This is a genomic window from Bartonella sp. ML70XJBT.G (assembly GCF_028618575.1).
GTDB lineage: Bacteria > Pseudomonadota > Alphaproteobacteria > Rhizobiales > Rhizobiaceae > Bartonella.
The window spans coordinates 89,324-111,442 of sequence record NZ_JAQITA010000004.1 but is presented as its reverse complement, the minus strand read 5'-3'; the positions used below and the strand labels follow the sequence as shown (position 1 = coordinate 111,442).

General features: G+C 39.6%; 21 protein-coding genes. 14 read left to right on the top strand and 7 right to left on the bottom strand.

The window, feature by feature from the left end; all coding sequences use genetic code 11:
- Positions 1 to 517: 517 nt before the first annotated feature.
- Positions 518 to 2,323, top strand: coding sequence for a translation elongation factor 4 (gene lepA / locus PVV64_RS03250; protein WP_273759771.1), 1,806 nt, complete (start codon positions 518 to 520; stop codon positions 2,321 to 2,323).
- An 86-nt stretch (positions 2,324 to 2,409) separates the two neighbouring features.
- Here lepA and dapD read toward each other — a convergent pair whose 3' ends face one another.
- Positions 2,410 to 3,258 (bottom strand): 2,3,4,5-tetrahydropyridine-2,6-dicarboxylate N-succinyltransferase, encoded by an 849-nt coding sequence (dapD, locus tag PVV64_RS03245; protein ID WP_273759770.1) that lies wholly within the window; start codon positions 3,256 to 3,258, stop codon positions 2,410 to 2,412.
- A gap of 111 nt (positions 3,259 to 3,369) precedes the next feature.
- On the opposite strand from dapD, the gene PVV64_RS03240 reads away from it, so the two are divergent.
- On the top strand, positions 3,370 to 4,233 hold the full coding sequence (locus PVV64_RS03240) for an LOG family protein (RefSeq protein ID WP_273759769.1): 864 nt from the start codon (positions 3,370 to 3,372) through the stop codon (positions 4,231 to 4,233).
- Positions 4,234 to 4,265: 32 nt separating this feature from the next.
- Here the strand turns inward: PVV64_RS03240 and truA are convergent, their stop codons facing one another.
- The 3 genes from truA to def form a co-directional block, all read right to left on the bottom strand.
- On the bottom strand, positions 4,266 to 5,009 hold the full coding sequence (gene truA, locus PVV64_RS03235) for a tRNA pseudouridine(38-40) synthase TruA (protein ID WP_273759768.1): 744 nt from the start codon (positions 5,007 to 5,009) through the stop codon (positions 4,266 to 4,268).
- Positions 5,010 to 5,199: 190 nt separating this feature from the next.
- Positions 5,200 to 6,129 carry a methionyl-tRNA formyltransferase gene (fmt, locus tag PVV64_RS03225; protein ID WP_273759767.1) on the bottom strand — a complete coding sequence of 310 codons (930 nt, stop codon included), beginning with the start codon at positions 6,127 to 6,129 and terminating at the stop codon, positions 5,200 to 5,202.
- Entirely contained in the window at positions 6,129 to 6,659 is a 531-nt protein-coding gene (def, locus tag PVV64_RS03220) for a peptide deformylase (protein ID WP_273759796.1), read from the bottom strand. The genes fmt and def overlap by 1 nt, the downstream gene beginning before the upstream one ends.
- 90 nt (positions 6,660 to 6,749) lie before the next feature.
- Here def and PVV64_RS03215 point away from each other — a divergent pair, with 90 nt between their 5' ends.
- On the top strand, positions 6,750 to 7,934 hold the full coding sequence (locus PVV64_RS03215) for a DNA recombination protein RmuC (protein WP_273759766.1): 1,185 nt from the start codon (positions 6,750 to 6,752) through the stop codon (positions 7,932 to 7,934).
- Positions 7,935 to 8,039: 105 nt separating this feature from the next.
- Positions 8,040 to 8,627 carry a hypothetical protein gene (locus PVV64_RS03210; RefSeq protein WP_273759765.1) on the top strand — a complete coding sequence of 196 codons (588 nt, stop codon included), beginning with the start codon at positions 8,040 to 8,042 and terminating at the stop codon, positions 8,625 to 8,627.
- An 871-nt stretch (positions 8,628 to 9,498) separates the two neighbouring features.
- Here the strand turns inward: PVV64_RS03210 and PVV64_RS03205 are convergent.
- Positions 9,499 to 9,750 carry a DUF1150 domain-containing protein gene (locus tag PVV64_RS03205; protein WP_273720247.1) on the bottom strand — a complete coding sequence of 84 codons (252 nt, stop codon included), beginning with the start codon at positions 9,748 to 9,750 and terminating at the stop codon, positions 9,499 to 9,501.
- 33 nt (positions 9,751 to 9,783) lie between these two features.
- Positions 9,784 to 10,209 (bottom strand): Hsp20 family protein, encoded by a 426-nt coding sequence (locus PVV64_RS03200; protein ID WP_273759764.1) that lies wholly within the window; start codon positions 10,207 to 10,209, stop codon positions 9,784 to 9,786.
- 119 nt (positions 10,210 to 10,328) lie between these two features.
- On the opposite strand from PVV64_RS03200, the gene nth reads away from it, so the two are divergent.
- From nth to PVV64_RS03150, 10 genes are all read left to right on the top strand, one after another.
- Positions 10,329 to 11,069 carry an endonuclease III gene (gene nth / locus PVV64_RS03195; RefSeq protein ID WP_273759763.1) on the top strand — a complete coding sequence of 247 codons (741 nt, stop codon included), beginning with the start codon at positions 10,329 to 10,331 and terminating at the stop codon, positions 11,067 to 11,069.
- A 186-nt stretch (positions 11,070 to 11,255) separates the two neighbouring features.
- A complete protein-coding gene (rpmI, locus tag PVV64_RS03190; protein ID WP_273759762.1) occupies positions 11,256 to 11,459 on the top strand; it encodes a 50S ribosomal protein L35 in 204 nt (67 codons plus the stop codon).
- Between the two features lie 33 nt (positions 11,460 to 11,492).
- On the top strand, positions 11,493 to 11,894 hold the full coding sequence (gene rplT, locus PVV64_RS03185) for a 50S ribosomal protein L20 (protein ID WP_273720240.1): 402 nt from the start codon (positions 11,493 to 11,495) through the stop codon (positions 11,892 to 11,894).
- A 97-nt stretch (positions 11,895 to 11,991) separates the two neighbouring features.
- On the top strand, positions 11,992 to 13,077 hold the full coding sequence (gene pheS, locus PVV64_RS03180) for a phenylalanine--tRNA ligase subunit alpha (RefSeq protein ID WP_273759761.1): 1,086 nt from the start codon (positions 11,992 to 11,994) through the stop codon (positions 13,075 to 13,077).
- A gap of 32 nt (positions 13,078 to 13,109) precedes the next feature.
- The gene (gene pheT, locus PVV64_RS03175) at positions 13,110 to 15,524 is read left to right on the top strand and encodes a phenylalanine--tRNA ligase subunit beta (protein WP_273759760.1); all 2,415 of its coding nucleotides are present in this window, start codon (positions 13,110 to 13,112) and stop codon (positions 15,522 to 15,524) included.
- 295 nt (positions 15,525 to 15,819) lie between these two features.
- Positions 15,820 to 16,728, top strand: coding sequence for a metal ABC transporter substrate-binding protein (locus PVV64_RS03170; RefSeq protein ID WP_273759758.1), 909 nt, complete (start codon positions 15,820 to 15,822; stop codon positions 16,726 to 16,728).
- The gene (locus PVV64_RS03165; RefSeq protein WP_273759756.1) at positions 16,725 to 17,555 is read left to right on the top strand and encodes a manganese/iron ABC transporter ATP-binding protein; all 831 of its coding nucleotides are present in this window, start codon (positions 16,725 to 16,727) and stop codon (positions 17,553 to 17,555) included. Before PVV64_RS03170 ends, PVV64_RS03165 begins: the two co-directional genes overlap by 4 nt.
- A complete protein-coding gene (locus tag PVV64_RS03160) occupies positions 17,552 to 18,418 on the top strand; it encodes a metal ABC transporter permease (RefSeq protein WP_273759755.1) in 867 nt (288 codons plus the stop codon). Before PVV64_RS03165 ends, PVV64_RS03160 begins: the two co-directional genes overlap by 4 nt.
- Complete coding sequence (locus tag PVV64_RS03155) at positions 18,415 to 19,320, top strand: metal ABC transporter permease (RefSeq protein WP_273759753.1); 906 nt, start codon at positions 18,415 to 18,417, stop codon at positions 19,318 to 19,320. The genes PVV64_RS03160 and PVV64_RS03155 overlap by 4 nt, the downstream gene beginning before the upstream one ends.
- A gap of 374 nt (positions 19,321 to 19,694) precedes the next feature.
- Positions 19,695 to 20,081: a YbaN family protein gene (locus PVV64_RS03150; protein WP_273759752.1), complete on the top strand. Its 387-nt coding sequence runs from the start codon at positions 19,695 to 19,697 to the stop codon at positions 20,079 to 20,081.
- Positions 20,082 to 20,757: 676 nt separating this feature from the next.
- Here PVV64_RS03150 and pncB read toward each other — a convergent pair.
- Entirely contained in the window at positions 20,758 to 22,062 is a 1,305-nt protein-coding gene (gene pncB, locus PVV64_RS03145; RefSeq protein ID WP_273759751.1) for a nicotinate phosphoribosyltransferase, read from the bottom strand.
- Positions 22,063 to 22,119: the final 57 nt, after the last annotated feature.

Here is a 22,119-nt window from a genome sequence, read left to right as displayed (position 1 = left end):
ATGCGCAAGACAATGGCATTCTCTTTTGCGGCGTTCTGTACTTTGTGAGGGGTATGATCCTATCAAAAGAAAGAAGAATAAAATTTTTTAAAAAGTACACATTTTTCAAAAGACATGCTGCAAGAAAGAGTCTATTTCTAAAGTTTTACAGTTGCAAAGATTATCTGCTTCGATATAAGGCTGTTTTGTGTAAGGCTGATAAAAAATAAGTTAGCATGTACAAAGAAAAAGACAAGATCCTTTGCAAATCTTGTCAATCTTACGCAAGTCTCAAGCTGTAGAAGAATTTCTAACAATATACAGCCTATGAGTGGAAAAAGGGCAACGAATATAAAAAAGTTGGCAGCATTTGGGTATTTTGAATTGTTTACAGAGAGTTTAGCAAACAAAATCCTCACTTTTTATGTTATGAAGAGCTCTGTTTTTAAAAAGCCTTTTCATTTATATTTTTTGCAAGGCTTTTGAAGAGGCATAATTGGTCTTTGCCTTTTGTGCTATTCTTTGCTAAATCGCCCCTATGACAGTAGATCGTAATTATATTCGTAATTTTTCCATCGTGGCACACATTGACCATGGAAAGTCAACTTTAGCTGATCGTTTGATTCAAATGACAGGAGGGCTTGAGAGTCGCGAGATGAAAGAGCAAGTGCTCGATTCCATGGATATTGAACGCGAACGTGGGATTACCATTAAAGCACAAACAGTACGTTTGCACTATAAAGCGCACAGTGGTGAAACCTATATTTTAAATCTTATTGATACACCTGGTCATGTGGACTTTGCTTATGAAGTTTCGCGATCTCTTGCTGCTTGTGAAGGTTCGCTGTTGGTAGTAGATGCGAGCCAAGGTGTAGAGGCGCAAACGTTGGCAAATGTTTATCAAGCTATTGATAATTCTCATGAATTGGTTGTGGTGCTTAATAAGGTTGATCTTCCAGCGGCAGAACCTGAGCGTGTAAAAGAACAAATTGAAGATGTGATAGGCATAGATACCTCTGAAGCCGTAGAAATATCAGCAAAAACAGGTTTAGGTGTTCCTGATGTTTTAGAAGCAATCGTTACACAATTGCCCCCACCACCTACGGGTGATGTACACAAGCCTTTAAAAGCGATGTTGGTTGATAGCTGGTATGATGCATATCTTGGTGTTATCGTTTTGGTACGCGTTATTGATGGCGTATTAAAAAAGGGTCAGATCATTCGCATGATGGGGACTGGGGCGAAATATCCAGTGGAACGGGTTGGGGTTTTTACTCCAAAAATGATTCAGGTGGATGAATTAGGCCCAGGCGAGATTGGTTTTATAACGGCCTCTATCAAAGAAGTTGCAGATACTCGGGTTGGCGATACCATTACGGAAGAGCGCCGCCCTTGTGAAGAGGCATTACCTGGTTTTAAACCAGCACAACCAGTTGTTTTTTGTGGACTTTTTCCCATTGATGCTGCTGATTTTGATGATTTGCGTGCAGCCATGGGAAAATTACGCTTAAATGATGCAAGTTTTTCTTTTGAAGTTGAAACATCAGCGGCTTTGGGATTTGGTTTTCGTTGTGGTTTTTTAGGGCTTCTTCATCTTGAAATTATTCAAGAGCGGTTAGAGCGCGAATTTAATTTGGATTTAATTGCCACAGCACCTTCGGTTGTTTACCGTATGAATATGCATGATGGTTCTGTCAAAGAACTCCATAATCCAGCAGATATGCCAGATATTGTTAAAATTTCTTCTATTGAAGAACCATGGATTCGCGCGACCATCATGACTCCTGATAATTATCTTGGATCCGTTTTAGAGCTTTGCCAAGAACGACGTGGAATACAAGTGAGTTTGTCCTATGTCGGAACGCGTGCCATGGTGACATATGACTTGCCACTCAATGAAGTTGTTTTTGATTTTTATGATCGTTTAAAATCAATCTCAAAAGGTTATGCTTCTTTCGATTATCAGATGACGGATTATACAGAGGGCGATTTGGTTAAAATGTCCATTTTGGTGAATGGAGAATCGATAGATGCATTATCAATGCTTGTACACCGCACGATTGCAGAAAAGCGTGGGCGTTCACTGTGCGAAAAATTGAAGGATCTTATTCCTCAGCATATGTTTCAGATTCCGATTCAAGCAGCCATTGGTGGTAAAATCATTGCGCGCGAAACAATTCGTGCTTTACGCAAAGATGTAACAGCGAAATGTTATGGAGGCGATGTTACGCGTAAGCGCAAGTTGTTAGAAAAGCAAAAAGAAGGCAAAAAGCGCATGCGCCAATTTGGAAAAGTAGAAATTCCACAATCAGCTTTTATTCAGGCGCTCAAAATGAATAAATAACGAAATAAGGGAGTATTCTCCCTTATTGACTGCTTTGATTTTGTTGATTGGCTACAGTTCTTTACGGAGTTCTTAAAGAGTACACTTTAGTCACGTAAAAGGTCATTAATGGATGTTTTCTCTCGTGTTTTTTGATCAACACGTTTCACTATAACAGCACAATAAAGGCTTGGACCTGCTTCACCATTTGGCAGTGGTTTAGCGGGGAGAGAACCTGGAACAACAACAGAATAGGGAGGAACTTCGCCCACAAAAATTTCGCCTGTTGTCCGGTCAATAATTTTTGTGGATTTCCCAATAAAGACTCCCATCCCTAAAACAGAACCTTCACGGATAATGCAACCTTCAACAACTTCAGATCTGGCACCGATAAAACAATGATCTTCAATAATCGTTGGGTTTGCTTGCAGTGGTTCTAAAACGCCGCCGATTCCAACACCACCAGAAAGATGAACATGTTTGCCAATTTGTGCGCAAGATCCAACGGTAGTCCATGTGTCAACCATTGTGCCTTCATCAACAAAAGCCCCTAGATTGACAAAGGATGGCATGAGTATGACGTTTGGTGCAATATAGGCAGAATGGCGTACAATTGCTCCAGGAACGGAGCGGAAACCTGCTTTTTGAAAGTCAACTTCTTGCCAACCAGAAAATTTCGAAGGGACTTTATCCCACCAATAGGATTCATGAACACCGCCAGAAAAGATGCGCATAGGATTAAGGCGAAAAGACAAAAGAACAGCTTTTTTCAACCATTGATGAACATGCCATTGTCCATCTTTTTGGCGTTGTGCAACACGCATTTCTCCTTTATCAAGGAGATCTAGTGCATGTTCGACACTCTCACGAATTTCCCCCTTTGTGGTGGTATTGATAGAATTGCGGTCGTCAAATGCTTTTTCAATAATCATTTCCAGTTGCGTGAGATGAGCCATGGCCAGAGTTCCGTTAAACAAGTTGAAAGTTTCAATATTTATGACTCTATGGACTACGCGAAGAAATCTGTGCAGTCAATAAAACGATGTGGAAGGAAATAGGATAGAGGCATGAAAAAAGGCTATAAAGAAAAACGAAGAGAAGAACAAAACCATTGGACACCACTGCTTCATGCGAAGGATGCCTTACAACAAATAAAAAAAGTTTCTGATTCAGCACAAATGCATTCGCCTACTTATCGTTTGGCTTATATCGATCAAGAATTTATGATGCGTCCAGAACTACGCTCACAACGTATTGGTCTTGAGTTTTTAAAGCCAGAAATAACGCTTCAAGAATGTGATATCCAATCAACAGTTGTTTTATTTGGTGGTGCGCGTATTCCTGAATCTGGGCAAGCAGCGTGGGCAGCAAAAAATGACACGCAAAAGAAAAATTTGCGTGCTATGTCACATTATTATGATGAGGCAAGGGAGTTTGCGCGTTTGTGCTCACGCTATTCTGCTACCACTCAATATCGTGAATTTGTAGTTGTCACGGGGGGAGGACCAGGGATAATGGAAGCAGGAAATCGTGGTGCAGTTGATGTTGGTGCACCAACGGTTGGTTTGAATGTTGTTTTACCCCATGAACAGGCGCCTAATTCTTACATAACTCCACATTTATGTTTTAATTTTCATTATTTAGGAATGCGTAAAATGCATTTTCTCATGCGGGCAAAGGCATTAGCGATTTTTCCTGGAGGGTTTGGGACTCTAGATGAGCTGTTTGAGACATTAACTTTAATACAGACAGGACGGATGAAACAGGTTCCAATTTTATTGTTTGGCAAAGAATTTTGGCACAATGTGATCAATTTTAGCTATTTATCAGAACAAGGCACAATTTCTCCCTCCGATGTTGATTTGGTAAAATTTGTTAATACCGCGGCAGAAGCTTTTGAAGAAATTCGTTGCTTTTATAAGCTTCCGTAATTGCTTTTGAAGAATTAATTTTAATGGGACAGTTAATATTCCACTTTAGTCAAATAAAGCCCTGAAGGCGGTGCAACAACACCACACCGTGTGCGATCTTTAGCATGAAGAGCTGCTTCAAGATCTTGTGCTCTCCAGCGCCCAACACCAACTTCCATCAGGCTTCCTGCAAAGGAACGGATTTGATGATGCAGAAAAGAGCGTGCTTGTGCATAGAGGAAGATTTCTTCCCCCTCTCTTTTCACATCAAGGCGTTCAAGGGTGCGAATAGGGCTTTTAGCTTGGCAATGTGCTGAACGAAAGGTGGTAAAATCATGTTTGCCTACAAGTTTTTGGGCAGCTTCATGCATGATTTCCGCATTAAGGGGTTTTGGTACCCACCATACGCGTTTAGCGTTTAGGGCTGGTGGAGAGCGGCGATTGAGAATTTTAAAAAGATAATGACGTTTGGTTGCAGAAAATCGTGCATCAAAATCATCAGAGACATTTTCGACATTTAAGATTGAAATATTTTCCCCCCGTTTTTGCAAATGCGCATTCAGAGCATCGCGTACAGTGTGCGTCTGCCAGTTTTTTTCAAAATCAACATGTGCAACTTGCCCCATAGCGTGTACACCAGCATCTGTTCGACCCGCTGTTGTAATGGTCAATTGTTGTCCGCAAAAGAGAAAAATGGCTTGTTCAAGAGCTCCTTGTATGGTGTGCAGATCTGCTTGACGTTGCCAACCAGCATAATTTGAACCATCATATTCGAGGGTGAGTTTAAAACGTGGCATAATGTGCAATTTTCTCCATAGCGTATACACCATTATCCGTTCGACTTGCTATTGTGTTGGTCAATTGTTGTCCACAAAAGAGAAAAATGGCTTGTTCAAGAGCTCTTTGTATGGTGTGCAGATCGCTTGACGCTGCCAGCTAACATAATTTGAGCCATCATATTCAAGGGTGAGTTTAAAACGTGGCATATCAACAAACAGCAGAAATATGAGCGCCTCGCAAAAATGTTGCGCCCTCAAGGACTTTACCGCCAGATCTTTGCAAATCGGTTATTTCAAGGCGCTCTTGTCCACAATGGATAATTAAAGAATCTGGCTCTATTCGACCGATTTCAAGAGAAGGGTCTGTTATTATGCGGCTTCCAAGAATTTTTACACGTTCTTCTCGTCCACTGATATTCATGTTACACCAGCACCCAGGAGAGGGAGAGAGGGCACGAATATATCTGTGAATATGTTCTGCGGGCATTGTCCAATCAATGCGGGTTTCTTCCTTGTCAATTTTAGCGGCATAGGTGATGCCTTCTTCTGATTGTGGTGTAAGTTGAAGTTGTCCTTTTTCCAGAGCTGATAGAGCTTCTACCATAAGTTCTGCGCCGATATGTGAAAGCTTGTTTGCGAGTTTATCGGTCGTCATGTTATCAGTGAGAGGGATGGAGCGCGAAAGAGCAATAGGCCCTGTATCAAGTCCTTCATCCATTTTCATAATCATCATTCCCGTTTCCTTATCACCAGCCATAATGGCACGCTGAAGAGGTGCAGCACCACGCCAACGTGGCAAGAGTGAAGCGTGGGCATTAAAACAACCAAAACGCGGTATTTCAAGAATGGTTTTAGGTAAGAGAAGCCCATAGGCAACAACAACAGCAACATCAACAGCAAGTTCTGCAAATTGCGCCTGCTGTTCGGTTGTTTTGAGTGTTTGAGGAGTGAATACGGGAATAGATTTTTCTTCTGCTGCAATTTGTACAGGAGACGGGATCAGTTTAAGACCACGACGCCCCGCTGGGCGAGGAGGTTGACTGTAAACAGCGACAACATCATGACCTGCCTCTAACAAAGCCTGTAAAATAGGAACAGCAAAATGCGGCGTTCCCATAAAACTTAATCGTAATGCCATTACAATACTGCATCCTGTGTATTGTTTTCTTTTGCGCGTTTTTTAAATTTTCGTATCACCATATCACGTCTGATTTTTGAAATGTGATCAATAAAGAGGCGACCATTTAAATGATCAATTTCATGCTGTAAACAAGTTGCTAAGAGATTATCCGCTTCCATTTCTGTTTGTTTTCCTTCACGATTCTGATAGCGAACACGAAGGCGTTTAGGGCGTTCAACCTTTGCAAAATATTCCGGAATAGAAAGACATCCCTCTTTGTGAACATTACGTTCTTCTGAAAGCCACAAGATTTCTGGATTGATAATAACCTGCGGATTTTTCTGTTCATCATTTTGCGAAACATCTATGACCAACATGCGCAGTGGTATACCAATCTGAATAGCAGCAAGACCAACGCCTTGAGCATGATACATCGTTTCCAGCATATCATCAGCAAGCGTTTGGAGAGCTTCATCAAAATGCTCAACAGGTTTCGATACTTCCCGTAAAATCGGATCAGGTAAAATAACTAAAGATCTCATTGGCATGGGGCACAGATTAATCAATCCATTGTTGTGGGTCAATATTGAATAACGGATTTTCGCACTTTTTACGATAAGCACGTTATATTGTACCTTATGCTTGATTCGTTTTTTTCTTTTATGCTCTCTGATGAGTCTTTTACAAGACTGAGTGCTCTGCTTTTATTGCTGCTTGTATGTTTGGCATTTTTTATATTGATTTATTCTCACCGAAAAAAGGCATTTTTGGAAAGCGAAGCTGCTAAGTGTGCCCGTGAAGCACAAATACAGATGGCCACATTGCTCAAAACACAAGCTGAAATGCAAGGACGAATGCAAACAATGGCAGAAATTTTTGGTCAAAGGCAGGCTGAATTGAATAAGTCACTCAGTGAGCAACTCAATGGCATGACAGTTAATTTAGGTCAAACCCTTCAGGTACAGACCAAATCAACTTATGAAAATTTAAATCGTTTGCAAGAACGTTTAGCGGTTATTGATGCAGCGCAAAATAATATTCAGTCACTTACGGGGCAAGTCGTTCAACTACAAGCCATTTTAAGCAATAAGCAAACGCGTGGTACTTTTGGTCAAGGACGGATGGAAGCAATTATTGCCGATGCTCTACCAGTCAATGCTTATGTTTTTCAAGCAGTTCTCTCCAATGGAAAGCGACCAGATTGTCTTATTCATATGCCGAATAAATCACCCTCCTTGGTTGTTGATGCTAAATTTCCTCTAGAGGCTTGGAATGCCATGCGTAAAGCAGCATCTGCACAAGAACGTCAAGAGGCAGAACGCCAATTTCGTACCGATATGGAAGTTCATATTCGTGATATTGCCCAAAAATATCTCATCCCTGGAGAAACACATGATACGGCTTTTCTCTTTGTTCCATCGGAATCGATTTTTGCCACAATCTATGAGGATTTTGAGCCATTGGTACAAAAAGCCAATAAAGCACATGTGATCATTGTATCTCCCTCTTTGTTGATGTTATCCGTTCAGGTTGTACAAACCATTATGAAAGATGCGCGGATGCGTGAACAAGCGCATTTAATTCAGTCGGAAGTAGCAAAATTGATGGAAGATTTTGGAAGAATGGATACCCGTGTTCGCGCATTACAGAAGCATTTTTACAAAGCGGGTGAAGATATAGAGGGAATTTTAATATCATCCTCCAAAATTATGAAACGTGCTAACCGCATTGAAAATTTTCAATTAAAAGATAATCATGCTGAACCAACGGACATGACAACATCTGTTCAATCACAAACATTACGTTTGGTTGATGAGGAATAAAACCAGCTTTTCAGTAATCACAACTATTGTTATGCTCTTTTATGGATTGGTAATCATTTTTTAGTATTCATCTTTCATGATTTCCTCATGAAAGAAAGAGAAAATATGCGACACCTTTTGTTTTTAGGGGCATTGGTGTTTCTGCTGGAAGGGTGTGCAACAACTTCCCCGATCCATACAAATAATGCTTGTGCTATTTTAGCACAAAAAGATGGTTTTTTTGATAATTGGGGAAAGGCTTCCAAAAGAGCAGAAATGCGTTATGGAATTCCGATGCCTATTATTCTTGCAACCATTAAGTTGGAATCAAACTTCCGCCACAATGCACGTCCACCACGCACAAAATTGCTTGGTTTTATTCCATGGAAGCGTCGGTCGACAGCTTATGGTTACTCTCAAGCGCTTGACAGTACATGGGCAATGTATCTTCGCTCTACGGGGAGGTCTTTAGCATGGCGTACAAATTTTGCCGATGCCGCTGATTTTGTGGCTTGGTATCATCGCCAAAGTGTGGAGCGCAATGGTGTGAGATTTGATGATGCCTATAGCCTTTATTTAAATTATCATATGGGGCATGGTGCTTATGCGCGTAGCCGAGGATATGCAAATGGTGCACTTATACAGGCAGCGCAGCGTATGGCAAGAATGTCTAAACAATATGAGCAGCAATTAAAAACATGTGGGCGGCGCTAGGGAGGATTATAAAAATATCAACAAGAATTGAGATGGTTTTGCAATTGGTTTCAGTATAGAACTTCTCATCAGTAAAACGATCAGGTTTGGTTTTAGAGGGATATCTCCTCATGATTTCAAATCAATTTCACGAGAGTGCTCGTGGAGAGTGAAAGAATAAAATCCATTGGGCACCACAATTTTTACGCTTATGCAGGGGCCATTGGTCACTATCATTCTCTTTACAGCCCCCATGTTGCGACAGCTTTTACATCAAGACAATTCATAAGAGGCATTTTACGCCTTTTTAAAATGGTTCTTATCCATTTGCTGATCTTGCGTGTAACATGCCAGAAAATACTTTGATTGATTCAACATAGGAGAGATTTAAAATGAAAGAATCTTATGGTATTCAGATCTCTCATTCGATATGCAAACAATGAATTATGATTATCAATCAAATGCATTTTTTAAATTTACATGCATTAATTTCTCCCTATGACCAAGCAATTCTTCAGTGTGTTTGAGAACATAAGAGGGAGAATTTTTATAAAAATCTTTATTAAAAAGAAAATGCAAATAATAAAAGATAAAAAGCCAATGTAAAAGATTGCTAACAGAATATAATAAACAGCATGAATCAGAAAAGCTCTCATCTTTTATAAAAGTCAAACAACAGAGTATAAAAGAAAGAACGGGCGCCATTTAAATTGATAGTCTAAAAAGATATCAGGAAATTAAGCGCAGCTAAACTTCTTTATCAAAACAGTTACGCCATTCCTGAAACTCAAATGATTTTCTTCCAGCTTTTCTATAAAAAGACTTATCGCTCCTCGCTCTTAAGAAAGAGCGACAAAGCTTATAAAAATCTTAAATTATTTTTCTAAACAGTTTAGTGTAGAGTTACAATTTGTAGCTCATGTTCATTGGCTCCGGCAAGAGCAATAGAGCGCTCATCAGACAAAATAATTGGATAACCTGTTTCACCAAAAAGAGCCCATATTGTAATACCTGGAGTCATTGGTGGAAGATCTGGAAAATTTTTAGCGAGGTCATCAGTACAAACTTTTTTTAAATAAGCAATTTGCCCTACTTCAGAGTAGGACATATTCTGCAACGAAAAGCTTTGTTTATGTTCTCCCATTTCTCTATTCCTTTATGCTTTGGCTTTTATGATTTAAGCACTGCTCACTTTAATCGGAATTTGTTTTATTTGTTTTTTTGCTTTTGGTTGATGTAGATTAATTGATAAAAGACCATTTTTCAACTCCGCATTTGTAACCTCCATTCCCTCGGCGAGAACAAAGGTCCGTTGAAATTGGCGCGCTGCTATACCATGATACAAATATTGATGATTTTGATTGTCTGTTTGTTTACCATGAATGATCAGTTGATTATCATCGAGCAAGATATTGAGATTATTGACTTTAAATCCAGCAACAGCCAGAGTTATCCGTATATAGTTTGTGTCATCGTTTTTGTGTAAACGCTCAATATTATAAGCTGGATAAGTCTCATCAGCTTTGCTAATACGTCGCAATGTTTTTTCTACCGTTTCAAATCCTAAAAGAAAGGGATTGGAGAAAGGCGTCACATGTGTCATTGTGAATGTCCTCTTCAAAGCGGCTTTTCTTGACCAAGCTCTATAAAAAGTGTTTTCTACATGTTTCTCATATGGCAAGTATGAATGATAACTTCAAGAGAGAAGATTGAGAGAGTTCAATGGCTCAAAGGACGAAAAAAGTGTCGAAGACGCAAAAATCCTCTGGAACATTGTACAGGGAAGATGAAATTGAAGAAATATTTCGGCGTTTTTCTGTCCAACGTCCGGCTCCTCAGAGTGATCTTATCTATACAGATGTTTTTACGCTCTTAATTTCTGTTGTTCTTTCGGCTCAAGCGACAGATATGAGTGTTAACAAAGCAACAAAAGAATTATTTCGTCTCGCTGATCGTCCGGAAAAAATGATTGCTTTAGGAGAAGAAGAAATTGCACGCCATATTCGCACCATTGGTCTTTGGCGTGCAAAAGCGCGTAATGTTTATACACTTTGTCGCTTTTTAATTGATCACTATGGCGGTCAAGTTCCTGATACACGTGAAGCACTTATGTCCCTTCCTGGAGTGGGGCGTAAAACAGCGAATGTTGTTTTAAATATCGCTTTTGGTCAGCCTACATTGGCGGTAGATACACATATTTTACGCCTTAGCAACCGTCTTGGTTTGGCGCCTGGTAAAACACCAGAGATTGTTGAAGAAAAGTTGCTCAAGATTATACCGGTTCATTATCTGCATCATGCGCATCATTGGCTTATTTTACATGGGCGTTATGTTTGCCAAGCGCGCAAAGCACAATGTATGCGATGCATTATTGCTGATCTCTGTAAAGCAGCAATAAAAACGAATGCAATTCCAGCACCTTTGGTTGAAGTTCAAGGCAATGGAGCTCCCGTTTTTTTTTGATACACTCTTGCTATTTTGTGTAGACTAGCTTATGAAATGCCGTTGGAACTGTCCGGCAGGGCATGCCGTGGCTGTTTAAATGCTTGTTCAAGCGTTGGTCCGCTTGAATAAAGAAGTTCACTTTAATGAATTATGTGAAATAAAATGAAATTATATAAATGAATAAATATTGTATGGAGTAGCAAAATGCCCAAGATGAAGACCAAATCATCCGCTAAGAAGCGGTTTAAAATCACTGCGTCAGGCAAAGTTAAAGTAGCAGCTGCAGGTAAACGCCATGGCATGATTAAACGTTCGAATAAGTTCATTCGCGATGCACGTGGCACAATGGTTTTGAGTGAACCAGATGCTAAAAAAGTGATTCAGTATTATTTGCCAAATGGTTTTTAAACCTTACGCTTTTGATTTTTAGGAGAGTATTACATGGCACGTGTAAAAAGAGGTGTAACAGCGCACGCTAAACACAAAAAAGTTTTGAAACAGGCGGAAGGTTTTTATGGTCGTCGTAAAAATACCATTCGTGCAGCTAAGGCAGCAGTTGATCGTTCAAAGCAGTACGCTTATCGTGATCGTAAAAATAGGAAACGTAATTTCCGTGCTTTATGGATTCAGAGAATTAATGCGGCGGTTCGTGCAGAAGGTCTAACTTATGGGCGCTTTATTGATGGTTTGTCAAAAGCGGGTATTGAGGTTGATCGTAAAGTTCTTTCAGATATAGCAATTCATGAAAAGGCAGCATTTTCTGCTTTGGTTGCTTCTGCAAAGAAGGCTTTAGAATATTTGAAAAACACAACGCCTAATGCTTTTGAAGGCGCTGTCAAATAAGCCAGTCGTGTTCTCTTAAAGCATACATTTATTTGGGATCCCGTACTGGTTATTTCTGGTGCGGGGTTTTTTCTATTCAAAAACAATAGGCAAAAATATGAGCGATATTGAGCGTCTGGAACAAGAAATTTGTTTAGCTTTAGAGGGGGCTTGCGATGAACAAGCGCTAGAAGCAGTGCGTATTGCGGCGTTAGGCAAAAAAGGCAGTATTTCTGAAAGACTAAAAGCACTAGGGAAGATGGATGCTGAAGAGCGCCAAAAAGTTGGTCCAGCTCTTAATGGGTCGAAAAATCGCATTTTAGAATTATGGACACAAAGACGTGATCTTTTAAGACGTCAAGCAATGGATGCACGCCTGTCTCGTGAAAAGGTGGATATCACTTTGCCCGTGCGTTCTTCGCCTATGGAACGGGGGCGTATTCATCCGATCTCACAGGTCATTGAGGAAATTATCGCTATTTATACGAAAATGGGTTTTTCTCTTGCAGAGGGTCCAGATATTGAAACAGACTATTATAATTTTACGGCATTGAATTTTCCGGAAGGTCATCCAGCGCGTGAAATGCATGATACTTTCTTTTTTGATGTTGATAAAACAGGAGAGCGGAAATTATTACGCACCCATACATCCCCTGTCCAAATTCGTACCATGGAAAAGCAGAAGGCTCCGATACGTATTATTATTCCTGGGAAAACCTATCGTATGGATTCAGATGCAACGCATTCTCCTATGTTTCATCAGGTAGAGGGTCTTGTTATTGATAAAACCTCGACCATTGCCCATATGATGGGGCTTCATGAGACTTTTTGTAAAATTTTTTTTGAAGTTCCCTCTGTAAAGATGCGTTTTCGCCCCTCTTTTTTTCCTTTTACCGAACCGTCTATGGAAGTTGATATTCAATGTGATCGCTCTGGTTCAGAAGTAAAATTTGGGGAAGGGCAGGATTGGTTAGAAATCTTAGGATGCGGAATGGTGCATCCCCATGTCTTAAAAAATGTTGGTTTAGACCCTGATGAATATCAAGGTTTTGCTTGGGGCATGGGCATTGACCGCATTGCCATGTTAAAATACGGTATGCCTGATTTACGGGCGTTTTTTGATGCGGATCTGCGTTGGTTAGATCATTATGGTTTTCGCTGTTTTGATATGCCAGCTTTTTTTCCTAGTTTGAGAAATGTGTGATCTTATCAGAAGCTTTAATGTGAGGTTTTAAAATGAAATTTACATTGTCGTGGATAAAAGATCACTTAGAAACAGATGCATCTTTGGATGAAATTTGTGAGAAGCTAACGGCTATAGGTCTTGAGGTTGATCATGTTGATGACCGTTCTTCTTTAAAAGCGTTTGTCATTGCGAAAGTTTTAACGGCAGTAAAACATCCTGATGCAGATAAACTTCAGATTTTATCGGTAGATACAGGGTCTGCTACACCTCTACAAGTTATCTGTGGGGCACCAAATGTACGTGCTGGACTTGTGGGTGTTCTTGCTTTACCAGGCACTTATGTACCAGGACTTGATGTGACATTATCGGTGGGTAAAATTCGCGGTGTTGAAAGTTTTGGGATGATGTGTTCGGGGGCCGAGCTTGAATTATCAGGGGAACAGAACGGGATTATTGAGCTGCCAGAAGATGCACCGATTGGGGAATCTTTTGCGGTTTACGCCGGTTTAGATGATCCAATTATTGATATTGGTTTGACACCCAATCGTTCTGATTGCACAGGTGTTCGCGGTATTGCCCGTGATCTTGCTGCTGCTGGAATTGGAAAATTAAAAGAATTATCTTTGCCACAATTCGACGTGAGCTTTGAGACATTGCTTGATGTTTCTTTAGATTTTTCGCAAAGCGCGCCATTATGTTTAGGTTTTGCTTGGCGTGAAGTGTGTGATGTTCAAAATGGTGCATCGCCGCAATGGATGCAAAAACGTTTAAATGCCATAGGTTTAAGACCGATTAATGCGCTGGTGGATATGACCAATTACATCAGTTTTGATCTTGGTCGTCCGCTTCATGTTTTTGATGCCGACAAGATTAAAGGCAATTTGCATGTACGTTGTGCGCGTGAAGGTGAACAGCTTCAAGCGCTTAATGGAAAAATTTATCATTTGAGTGTTAAAGATTGTGTCATTGCCGATGAAGAGGGGGTTGTTTCCATTGCTGGGATCATGGGTGGTGAGCGAACAAGTTGTGATGAGACGACGCGGCGCGTTATTATTGAGTCAGCGCTTTGGGATGCACAGAGTATTGCACGGACTGGTCGCACAATAGGTCTTATCAGTGATGCCCGTTATCGGTTTGAACGGGGTGTTGATCCAGCTTTTATGGAAACAGGGCTTGAAATTGCCACAGAACTTACCTTACGCTTTTGTGGTGGTGAAGTATCTGAGAAGAGGATTGTTGGTTATCAAAAACCAGAAGTCAAACAGATTGCTTTTCCTTTTTCTGAAATTAAACGTTTAACAAATTTGTCAATAGAGCGTGAACAAGCTGTAACCATTTTAACAAAACTTGGCTTTTGTGTTGAAGGAAAAGGAGATGTGGTTACGGTTAAAGTGCCCACATGGCGCCCTGATATTACTGGTAAAGCTGATTTAGTGGAAGAGGTAATGAGGATTTATGGGCTAGATAAAATTAAGCCTATTCCATTGGAAAATTTTATAGAAAGCGAAGGTCCGATTTTAACAGTTTCGCAACTTCGTGCACGTGTTGCACGTTTGGTTTTAGCGCATCGTGGTATGAAGGAGGCCGTGACTTGGTCTTTTATTTCTGAAAAACAAGCATTGGCTTTTGGAGGTGGTCAGGCACAGCTTAAATTAATAAATCCTATTTCTGCTGATATGTCCATTATGCGTCCTTCTCTTTTGCCTGGTTTGTTGGTGGCGGCACAGCGCAATGCTGATCGAGGCTTCTCAGATCTTGCTTTGTTTGAAGTTTCCAATATCTATGAGGGTGATACTCCAGATACGCAACAACGTGTTGCCGGTGGTATACGTCGTGGAACAGAACGATTTGAAGGGGCAGGACGCTTTTGGCATGGGAATGCAAAAGCCATTGATGTTTTTGATGCAAAAGCTGATGCATTGGCTGTTTTAGAAGCATGTGGTATAGAGAGTGGCAAGCTACAAATTGAAGTTGGAGCACCGGATTGGTATCATCCTGGTCGTTCAGGGGTCATAAAACTTGGATCAAAGATTATCCTTGGTTTTTTTGGTGTTTTTCATCCTGCTACATTGGAAAAACTAGATGTTAGTGGTCCTGTTTGTGGTTTTGAAATTTTTCTTGATCAAATTCCAGAGTCAAAGAAAAAAATGACAAAAAGTCGTTCTCCGTTGAAATTATCGCCTTTCCAAATGGTGCGGCGTGATTTTGCTTTTGTCGTCGATAAAACGGTTGCTTCTTCTCTTATCGTGCGTGCGGCGAGTGGAGCGGACAAAAAGCTTATTCATTCTGTACAGGTTTTTGATATTTTTGAAGATTCAAGCCTTGGTGAAGATAAAAAATCTGTTGCCATTGAAGTAACTCTTCAACCCATGGAACGGACTCTAACAGATGAAGATCTAGAAGGTCTTGCCTTGAAAGTAGTGGAAAATGTCACGAAGATGACAGGCGCATATTTGCGCTGTTGAGTATTCTTATCTTCTCTTGGTTCTTGGACCCTTTATAAAAAGGGAGCATTTTTGAATGCTCCCTTTTTGCATTCAAGAGTTATAGAGTTTCTTGAAAGGTGATTTTCTTATTAAAGCAGGCTCACTTGAAGTCATTAAGTTTTTCAAGATGAAAAAGACGATTTTTAAACATCTTGAAAAGTTATGATTTCTGATAATCTTTCATTGCAAATATAAAATATAACTGTTATTGCTAAATGATAATGCAAATTATTCGCAATAAGGAGAGAGGGCATATGAAGGAAAGAGAGAAGCAATGAAGGTAAGGACGTTTTTCACGATAGTTTTTGGGAGTCTTGTTTTTTTTGCTCCCAATTTTGCCTTATGTGCAGGTAAATTTAAAGCTGTTACGACATTCACTATCATTGCTGATATGGCGCGCAATGTAGCGGGTGATGCTGCTGATGTTGAATCGATCACGAAACCAGGTGCTGAAATTCATGAATATCAACCCACTCCTCGCGATCTTATGCGCGCACAAGGAGCCAATCTTGTTTTGTGGAATGGATTAGATTTGGAGCTTTGGTTTGAAAAGTTTTTTCAAAATATCAAGGATGTTCCAAGTGTGGTTGTTTCCAAAGGTGTTGTACCCATTAAAATTGGTGAAGGTCCCTTTAGCGGCAAGCCCAATCCTCATGCTTGGATGTCACCCACTTCTGCTTTGATCTACGTTGATAATATTCGCGATGCTTTTGTAAAGTATGATCCTGAGCATGCTGCTATTTATAAAGAAAATGCTGAAATTTATAAGCAGAAGATTCGCGCAACGATTGACCCAATCAGGACTGCATTAGAAGCAGTACCGCAAGATAAGCGTTGGCTTGTCACCAGTGAGGGTGCATTTAGCTATTTAGCGCGTGATTTTGATCTAAAAGAACTTTATTTATGGCCCATTAATGCGGATCAGCAAGGAACACCACAGCAGGTTAAGCATGTTATTGATATGGTTCGTAAATACAATATCCATGCCGTTTTTTCTGAAAGCACTATTTCTCCAGCGCCTGCTAAGCAAGTTGCCAGAGAAACAGGGGCTAAATACGGTGGTGTGCTTTATGTTGACTCTCTGAGTGAGAAAAATGGTGAAGTACCAACCTATATTGATTTATTACGCGTCACAAGTGGGCGTATTAGCAGTGCCTTATTAGAGGGAGTAAAAAGCCAATGACGGGATCTGGAATATTTGCCCAAGGGGTAACAGTAACTTATCGTAATGGACATACGGCTTTACGTGAAGTGAATTTTGAAAGTCCAACAGGTTCTATTACGGCATTGGTTGGCGTGAATGGATCAGGGAAGTCAACGTTATTTAAAGCTATTATGGGGTTTGTCCGCCCCTCAAAAGGGAAAATTCGCATGCTTGGTTTGCCTGTTGATACAGCTTTGAAAAAAAACCTTATTGCTTATGTTCCCCAAAGTGAAGATGTTGATTGGAATTTTCCTGTTCTCGTTGAAGATGTTGTCTTGATGGGGCGGTATGGTCATATGAATTTCTTTCGTTATGCACGCTCACGAGATTATGAAGCAGTTCGTGTTGCCTTAGAACGGGTTGATATGTTGGCATTTGCCAAGCGCCAAATTGGCGAACTTTCTGGTGGGCAAAAGAAGCGTGTTTTTCTAGCACGCGCTCTTGCCCAGCAGGCAAAAGCAATTTTATTAGATGAGCCATTTACAGGGGTTGATGTCACAACAGAAGATAAAATCATTGCTTTATTACAGGATCTTCGTAAAGAGGGGGCAGTGATATTAGTTTCTACGCATAATTTAGGTTCTATTCGTGAGTTTTGTGACCATACAGTTTTAATCAAGGGAACAGTTTTGGCTTCTGGGTTAACTGAAACCGTCTTTACAAAGGAAAATCTGGAAAAAACTTTTGGTGGTGCTTTGCATCATCATATTTTTGATCTTCAAGCTGTGAACAAAAATGATGGTTTCACGGGGGCAAACCGCTCTGCTCTTCATGAGAATATTCAAAGAATGGAGCACGTTGCATGATTTCTTGGTTGCTTGAGCCACTGAGCTATCAGTACATGGTTAATGCGATGTGGGTTTCTGGATTAGTTGGGTGTGTTTGTGCCTTTCTTTCTGCGTTTTTGATGTTAAAAGGTTGGTCGCTTATTGGTGATGCGCTTTCCCATTCGATTGTTCCTGGTGTAGCAGGGGCTTACCTTTTAGGTTTACCTTTTGCGCTTGGAGCTTTTTTTTCTGGTGGGCTTGCAGCAGCAGCGATGCTGTTTTTTAATCAACGGACAAAACTCAAAGAAGATACGATTATTGGTCTTATTTTTTCTTCTTTTTTTGCTTTTGGGTTGTTTCTTAAATCATTAAAGCCAATGGCTGTGAATATTGATACAATTGTTTTAGGAAATATTTTAGCAGTGAGTTCATCAGATATTATCCAATTGGCTTTTATTGGTTTTTTCTCTTTACTTATATTGCTGTTAAAATGGAAAGATCTTCTTGTTTCTTTATTTGACGAGACACATGCGCGTGCCATTGGACTGAATGTAAAGTTTTTAAAGATTCTCTTTTTCACCTTGCTTGCTGCTTGTACTGTTGCTGCTATGCAAACAGTTGGAGCATTTTTGGTCATTTGCCTTGTGGTGACGCCTGGGGCAACGGCTTATCTTTTAAGTGATCGCTTTGTAAATGTTTTGATCATTGCAGTTATAATCGGGACCGTCACAAGTGTATTAGGTGTTTATGTGAGTTACTTTTTAAATGCGCAAACAGGTGGTGTTGTTGTGCTTTTTCAAGCATTTTTATTTATGTTAGCTTTTGTTTTTGCTCCTAAACACGGGTTTATTGCTGCACGTTTGCGTATAAATGCGGCCAAAAAAGGTGTGATATTGTCATGATTGATCAATTACTACTTCCTTTTCAATTTTCTTTTATGTTGAAAGGCATGCTTATTGTCATGATCCTTTCTATTCCTATGGCGATGCTTTCTTGTTTTCTGATTTTGAAAGGATGGGCACTGTTAGGCGACGCCATTTCTCATGCTGTTTTTCCTGGTGTTGTTGTGGGTTATATGACGACGCCGTGGGTGATAGCATTTTTGACTTCTTTACCGTTTGCTTGGCTTCAGCATATGCGTTCAGAAAATATTACCATGACTTTGATTACTTGCGGAGCTTTTGTCGCAGGTATGATTTGTGCGCTTGCAACAGGTTTTTTAGGAAGCAATAGTCGGATCAAACAGGATACGGTGATGGGCGTTGTTTTCTCATCGATGTTTGGTTTAGGGCTTGTTTTGGCCACATCTATTTATAGCAGTTTAGATTTGAATCATATTCTATTTGGTAATTTGTTGGGTGTTAACTGGCTTGATATTACACAGACGGCAATTATTTCTGCTGTTGTTACCTTTATTTTAGGAGCAAAATGGCGCGATTTTATGCTGTATATTTTTGATTCCGTTCAAGGTCGTGCTATGGGATTGCGAATATCATTACTTCACTATACTCTCTTAACAATGATTTCTCTCACAATTGTTGCAGCTTTGAAAGCTGTGGGTATTGTTCTGGTTATTTCTTTACTTATAGCACCAGGAGCAATCGCTTATCTTATTACGAAGCGATTTTCTTTTATGTTGGTGATTGCTATACTTGTTGCAGCTTTTTCTGGTTTTTTAGGAATTTATCTCAGTTTGTTTATTGGTTCTGATTCCGCTTCTACGATCGTATTGATTTTGACATTGATTTTTATTGCGATTTTCATGTCAGTTTTTTTTCGTCGCGCTACGGTTCAGGAAATTTGAGATTTCTAAAGTTCATGCATATCAGCCATGCATTTTTGTGTATTGTCTCTCATGTTTGTTTTAACTAGAAAGCACCTCGCTAGATTATTTTCCTCCTAACATCTGGCAAATGAATGCAGTATGTATTCTCCTCCCAACACTGCATTCGTAACTAAGAGGCTGCATTGATTTATTCTGCAGCCTTTTTATTTTTTCTTTTTCTAAAAATTTATTCATATTTCTTGAAAATTTAAAAATGATCATCATATTGCGTAAGCTGTTTTTGCTTTAAAAGAAGTTATCGAAGAAAATACACTTGCGTATAAAGTCGTATAAATGATTGTGCTCTAGAGCATGCAAAAGCAGGAAAATATGGAGAGAAATAGTACGAGAGGATGAAAAAAGATTTTAAAATATCTCACCCCTTGCGTATTTGCTATTATGTAGCAGGTTGGGCAATGATTATATTGGCAATTATCGGTATAGTATTACCTATTATGCCAACTGTGCCGTTTTTATTAATTGCTTCATGGTGTTTTGCTCGTTCATCGCCACGTTTTCATCGTTGGCTGAATAATCATCGCGTTTTTGGCCCACCCATTAAGCAATGGGAGGAAAAGAGAGCTATTTCCACATTTGTTAAAATTTTGGCATTGGTGAGTATAGCAGGTGGTTTTTTATCTTTTTTAGTGATAACGCATCCTGCTTTGTGGCTTGCTTTATTGGTTGCTGCACTTTTACTGTTTATTGTTCTTTATATCTTAACGCGTCCATCTTCGTAGTGATAGAAAGTAAAGGAGTTATAAACCGAGCAGTTTTTTGATTTTCGCAGATTTGTGAGAGTTATGTGATAGTTTTTTAACTCCAAAATTTGAGGGAGATGCTTACATAACAAAGATATCTATAAGAGAATGCTTTTAGGATAATTTATGATAAGATAACATGTGGGTGAAATAATTTTATAAAAAAAAGATTATCTGCAAATACCTTATAACTCAATATGCGTAAAATACATTGATAAGAAATGAGAGCAGCTTTCAGAGGGGGTATTTTTGCAAGTAAATGATGACTAAAATCTACCTTGGCCCTATCCATCAGTGATGTACTTTATCCTCTTTTAGTTTTCAATATTTTCTATGAATAGTATGAATAATGAGAGCTCTTTTAAACGTCATCATTTTTTTATTTATAAAGTAACAGACCAGCGATTATCTGAAGCCTGTTCTCATGTTATAAGTATTTTTGCCTTACAGAGAGTTGAGAGAAAGTAATCAAGTCTCTTTTCAAAAAGTTTTTATGCATAGATTCATTCTTTTTATGACAAACAAGTAACAGATTTTTTTTATATAATGGAAAACACTTGAAATAAGAAATTGTTTTACGTTGTATTCTCATTCCAAATAGGGAATGGTAAATGATCACGGTATCAATATATTCATTTTTTAAATTAGCAAGCAGCTAAGTTTTTATAGATCTCGCAATACGTTTTTCATTGCCAAAAAAATTGAGGTAACGCTGTACTTCTTGTGGATCACCAATGGTTTTTTCAGGATTATCTGAAAGTTTTACGGCTGGTCGACCATTAGCATGGGTGACTTTACAAACAAGGGACAGGGCATCAAAAGTTGCAATTTCTTGGGGGGAACATCCTGCAAAATCATTCGTCAAGTCTGTTCCCCAGCCAAAACTCATGCGTACTCTTCCATGGAAGTGGTGATAGGTTTTTTCGATTGTATCGACGTCAAGTGCATCAGAAAAAATCAATAATTTTTCCTGTGGATCTTTTCCCTTTTCCTTCCACCATTGAAGAATGCGTTCACCTCCCTCGATGGGAGGAGCACTGTCAGGCCTAAACCCTGTCCAGTCAGAGACCCAATCTGGTGCATTGCGCAAAAATGCTTCTGTGCCAAAGGTATCGGGCAAAACAATGAGGAGATTTCCACCGTAATAGCGATTCCAATCTTGCAAGACTTTATAGGGTGCTCTGTGTAGATCATCATCATTTTCTGCAAGAGCAGCAATAACCATGGGCAATTCATGGGCATTGGTTCCAAGAGCTTCTAAATCTGTATCCATGGCTAAAAGAACATTAGAAGTTCCGGTAAAAGAATTGCCAATACCTTCTTTTAATGCTTCAACACACCAGCGTTGCCATAAAAAGGAATGACGACGCCTTGTACCAAAATCAGATATTTTAATATCAGGTAATTTTTTAAGGCGTTCAACTTTACTCCACATTTTTGCTTTAGCGCGTGCATAAAGCACATCGAGAGCAAAACGATCGAGGTTTTTCATAGCGGCACGTGAACGTAATTCACTGATAATAGCAAGAGCGGGGATTTCCCACATGGAACTATGAGCCCACGGACCATGAAAATGAAGGATATATTGACCATCTTTGCGGGTAAGTTCATATTCTGGGAGTTGAAAGTTCTCAAGCCAATGAAGAAAATCTGGTTCGAAAATTTGTTTACGCCCATAAAATGTATTACCAGCAAGCCAAATCATTTCTTTTTTTGTAAAGCGCAAGCTCAAGGCGTGATCAAGTTGAGCACGCAGTTCACTTTCATCAATATCATCGGCAAGACGTATTGTTTTGCTGCGGTTTATAAGGGAGAAAGTAACATTGACATGAGGATAAAGCCCCCAGATCATCTGTACCATAAGAAGTTTATAAAAATCCGTATCGAGCAATGAACGAATAATAGGATCAAGTTTCCAAGTGTGATTGTATACACGCCTCGCAATATCTGGATGATTCATAACCCTCGTTCTTTCAGTCTTACAGAATATAAAATTATTGTGCTCCAACAAAATCCA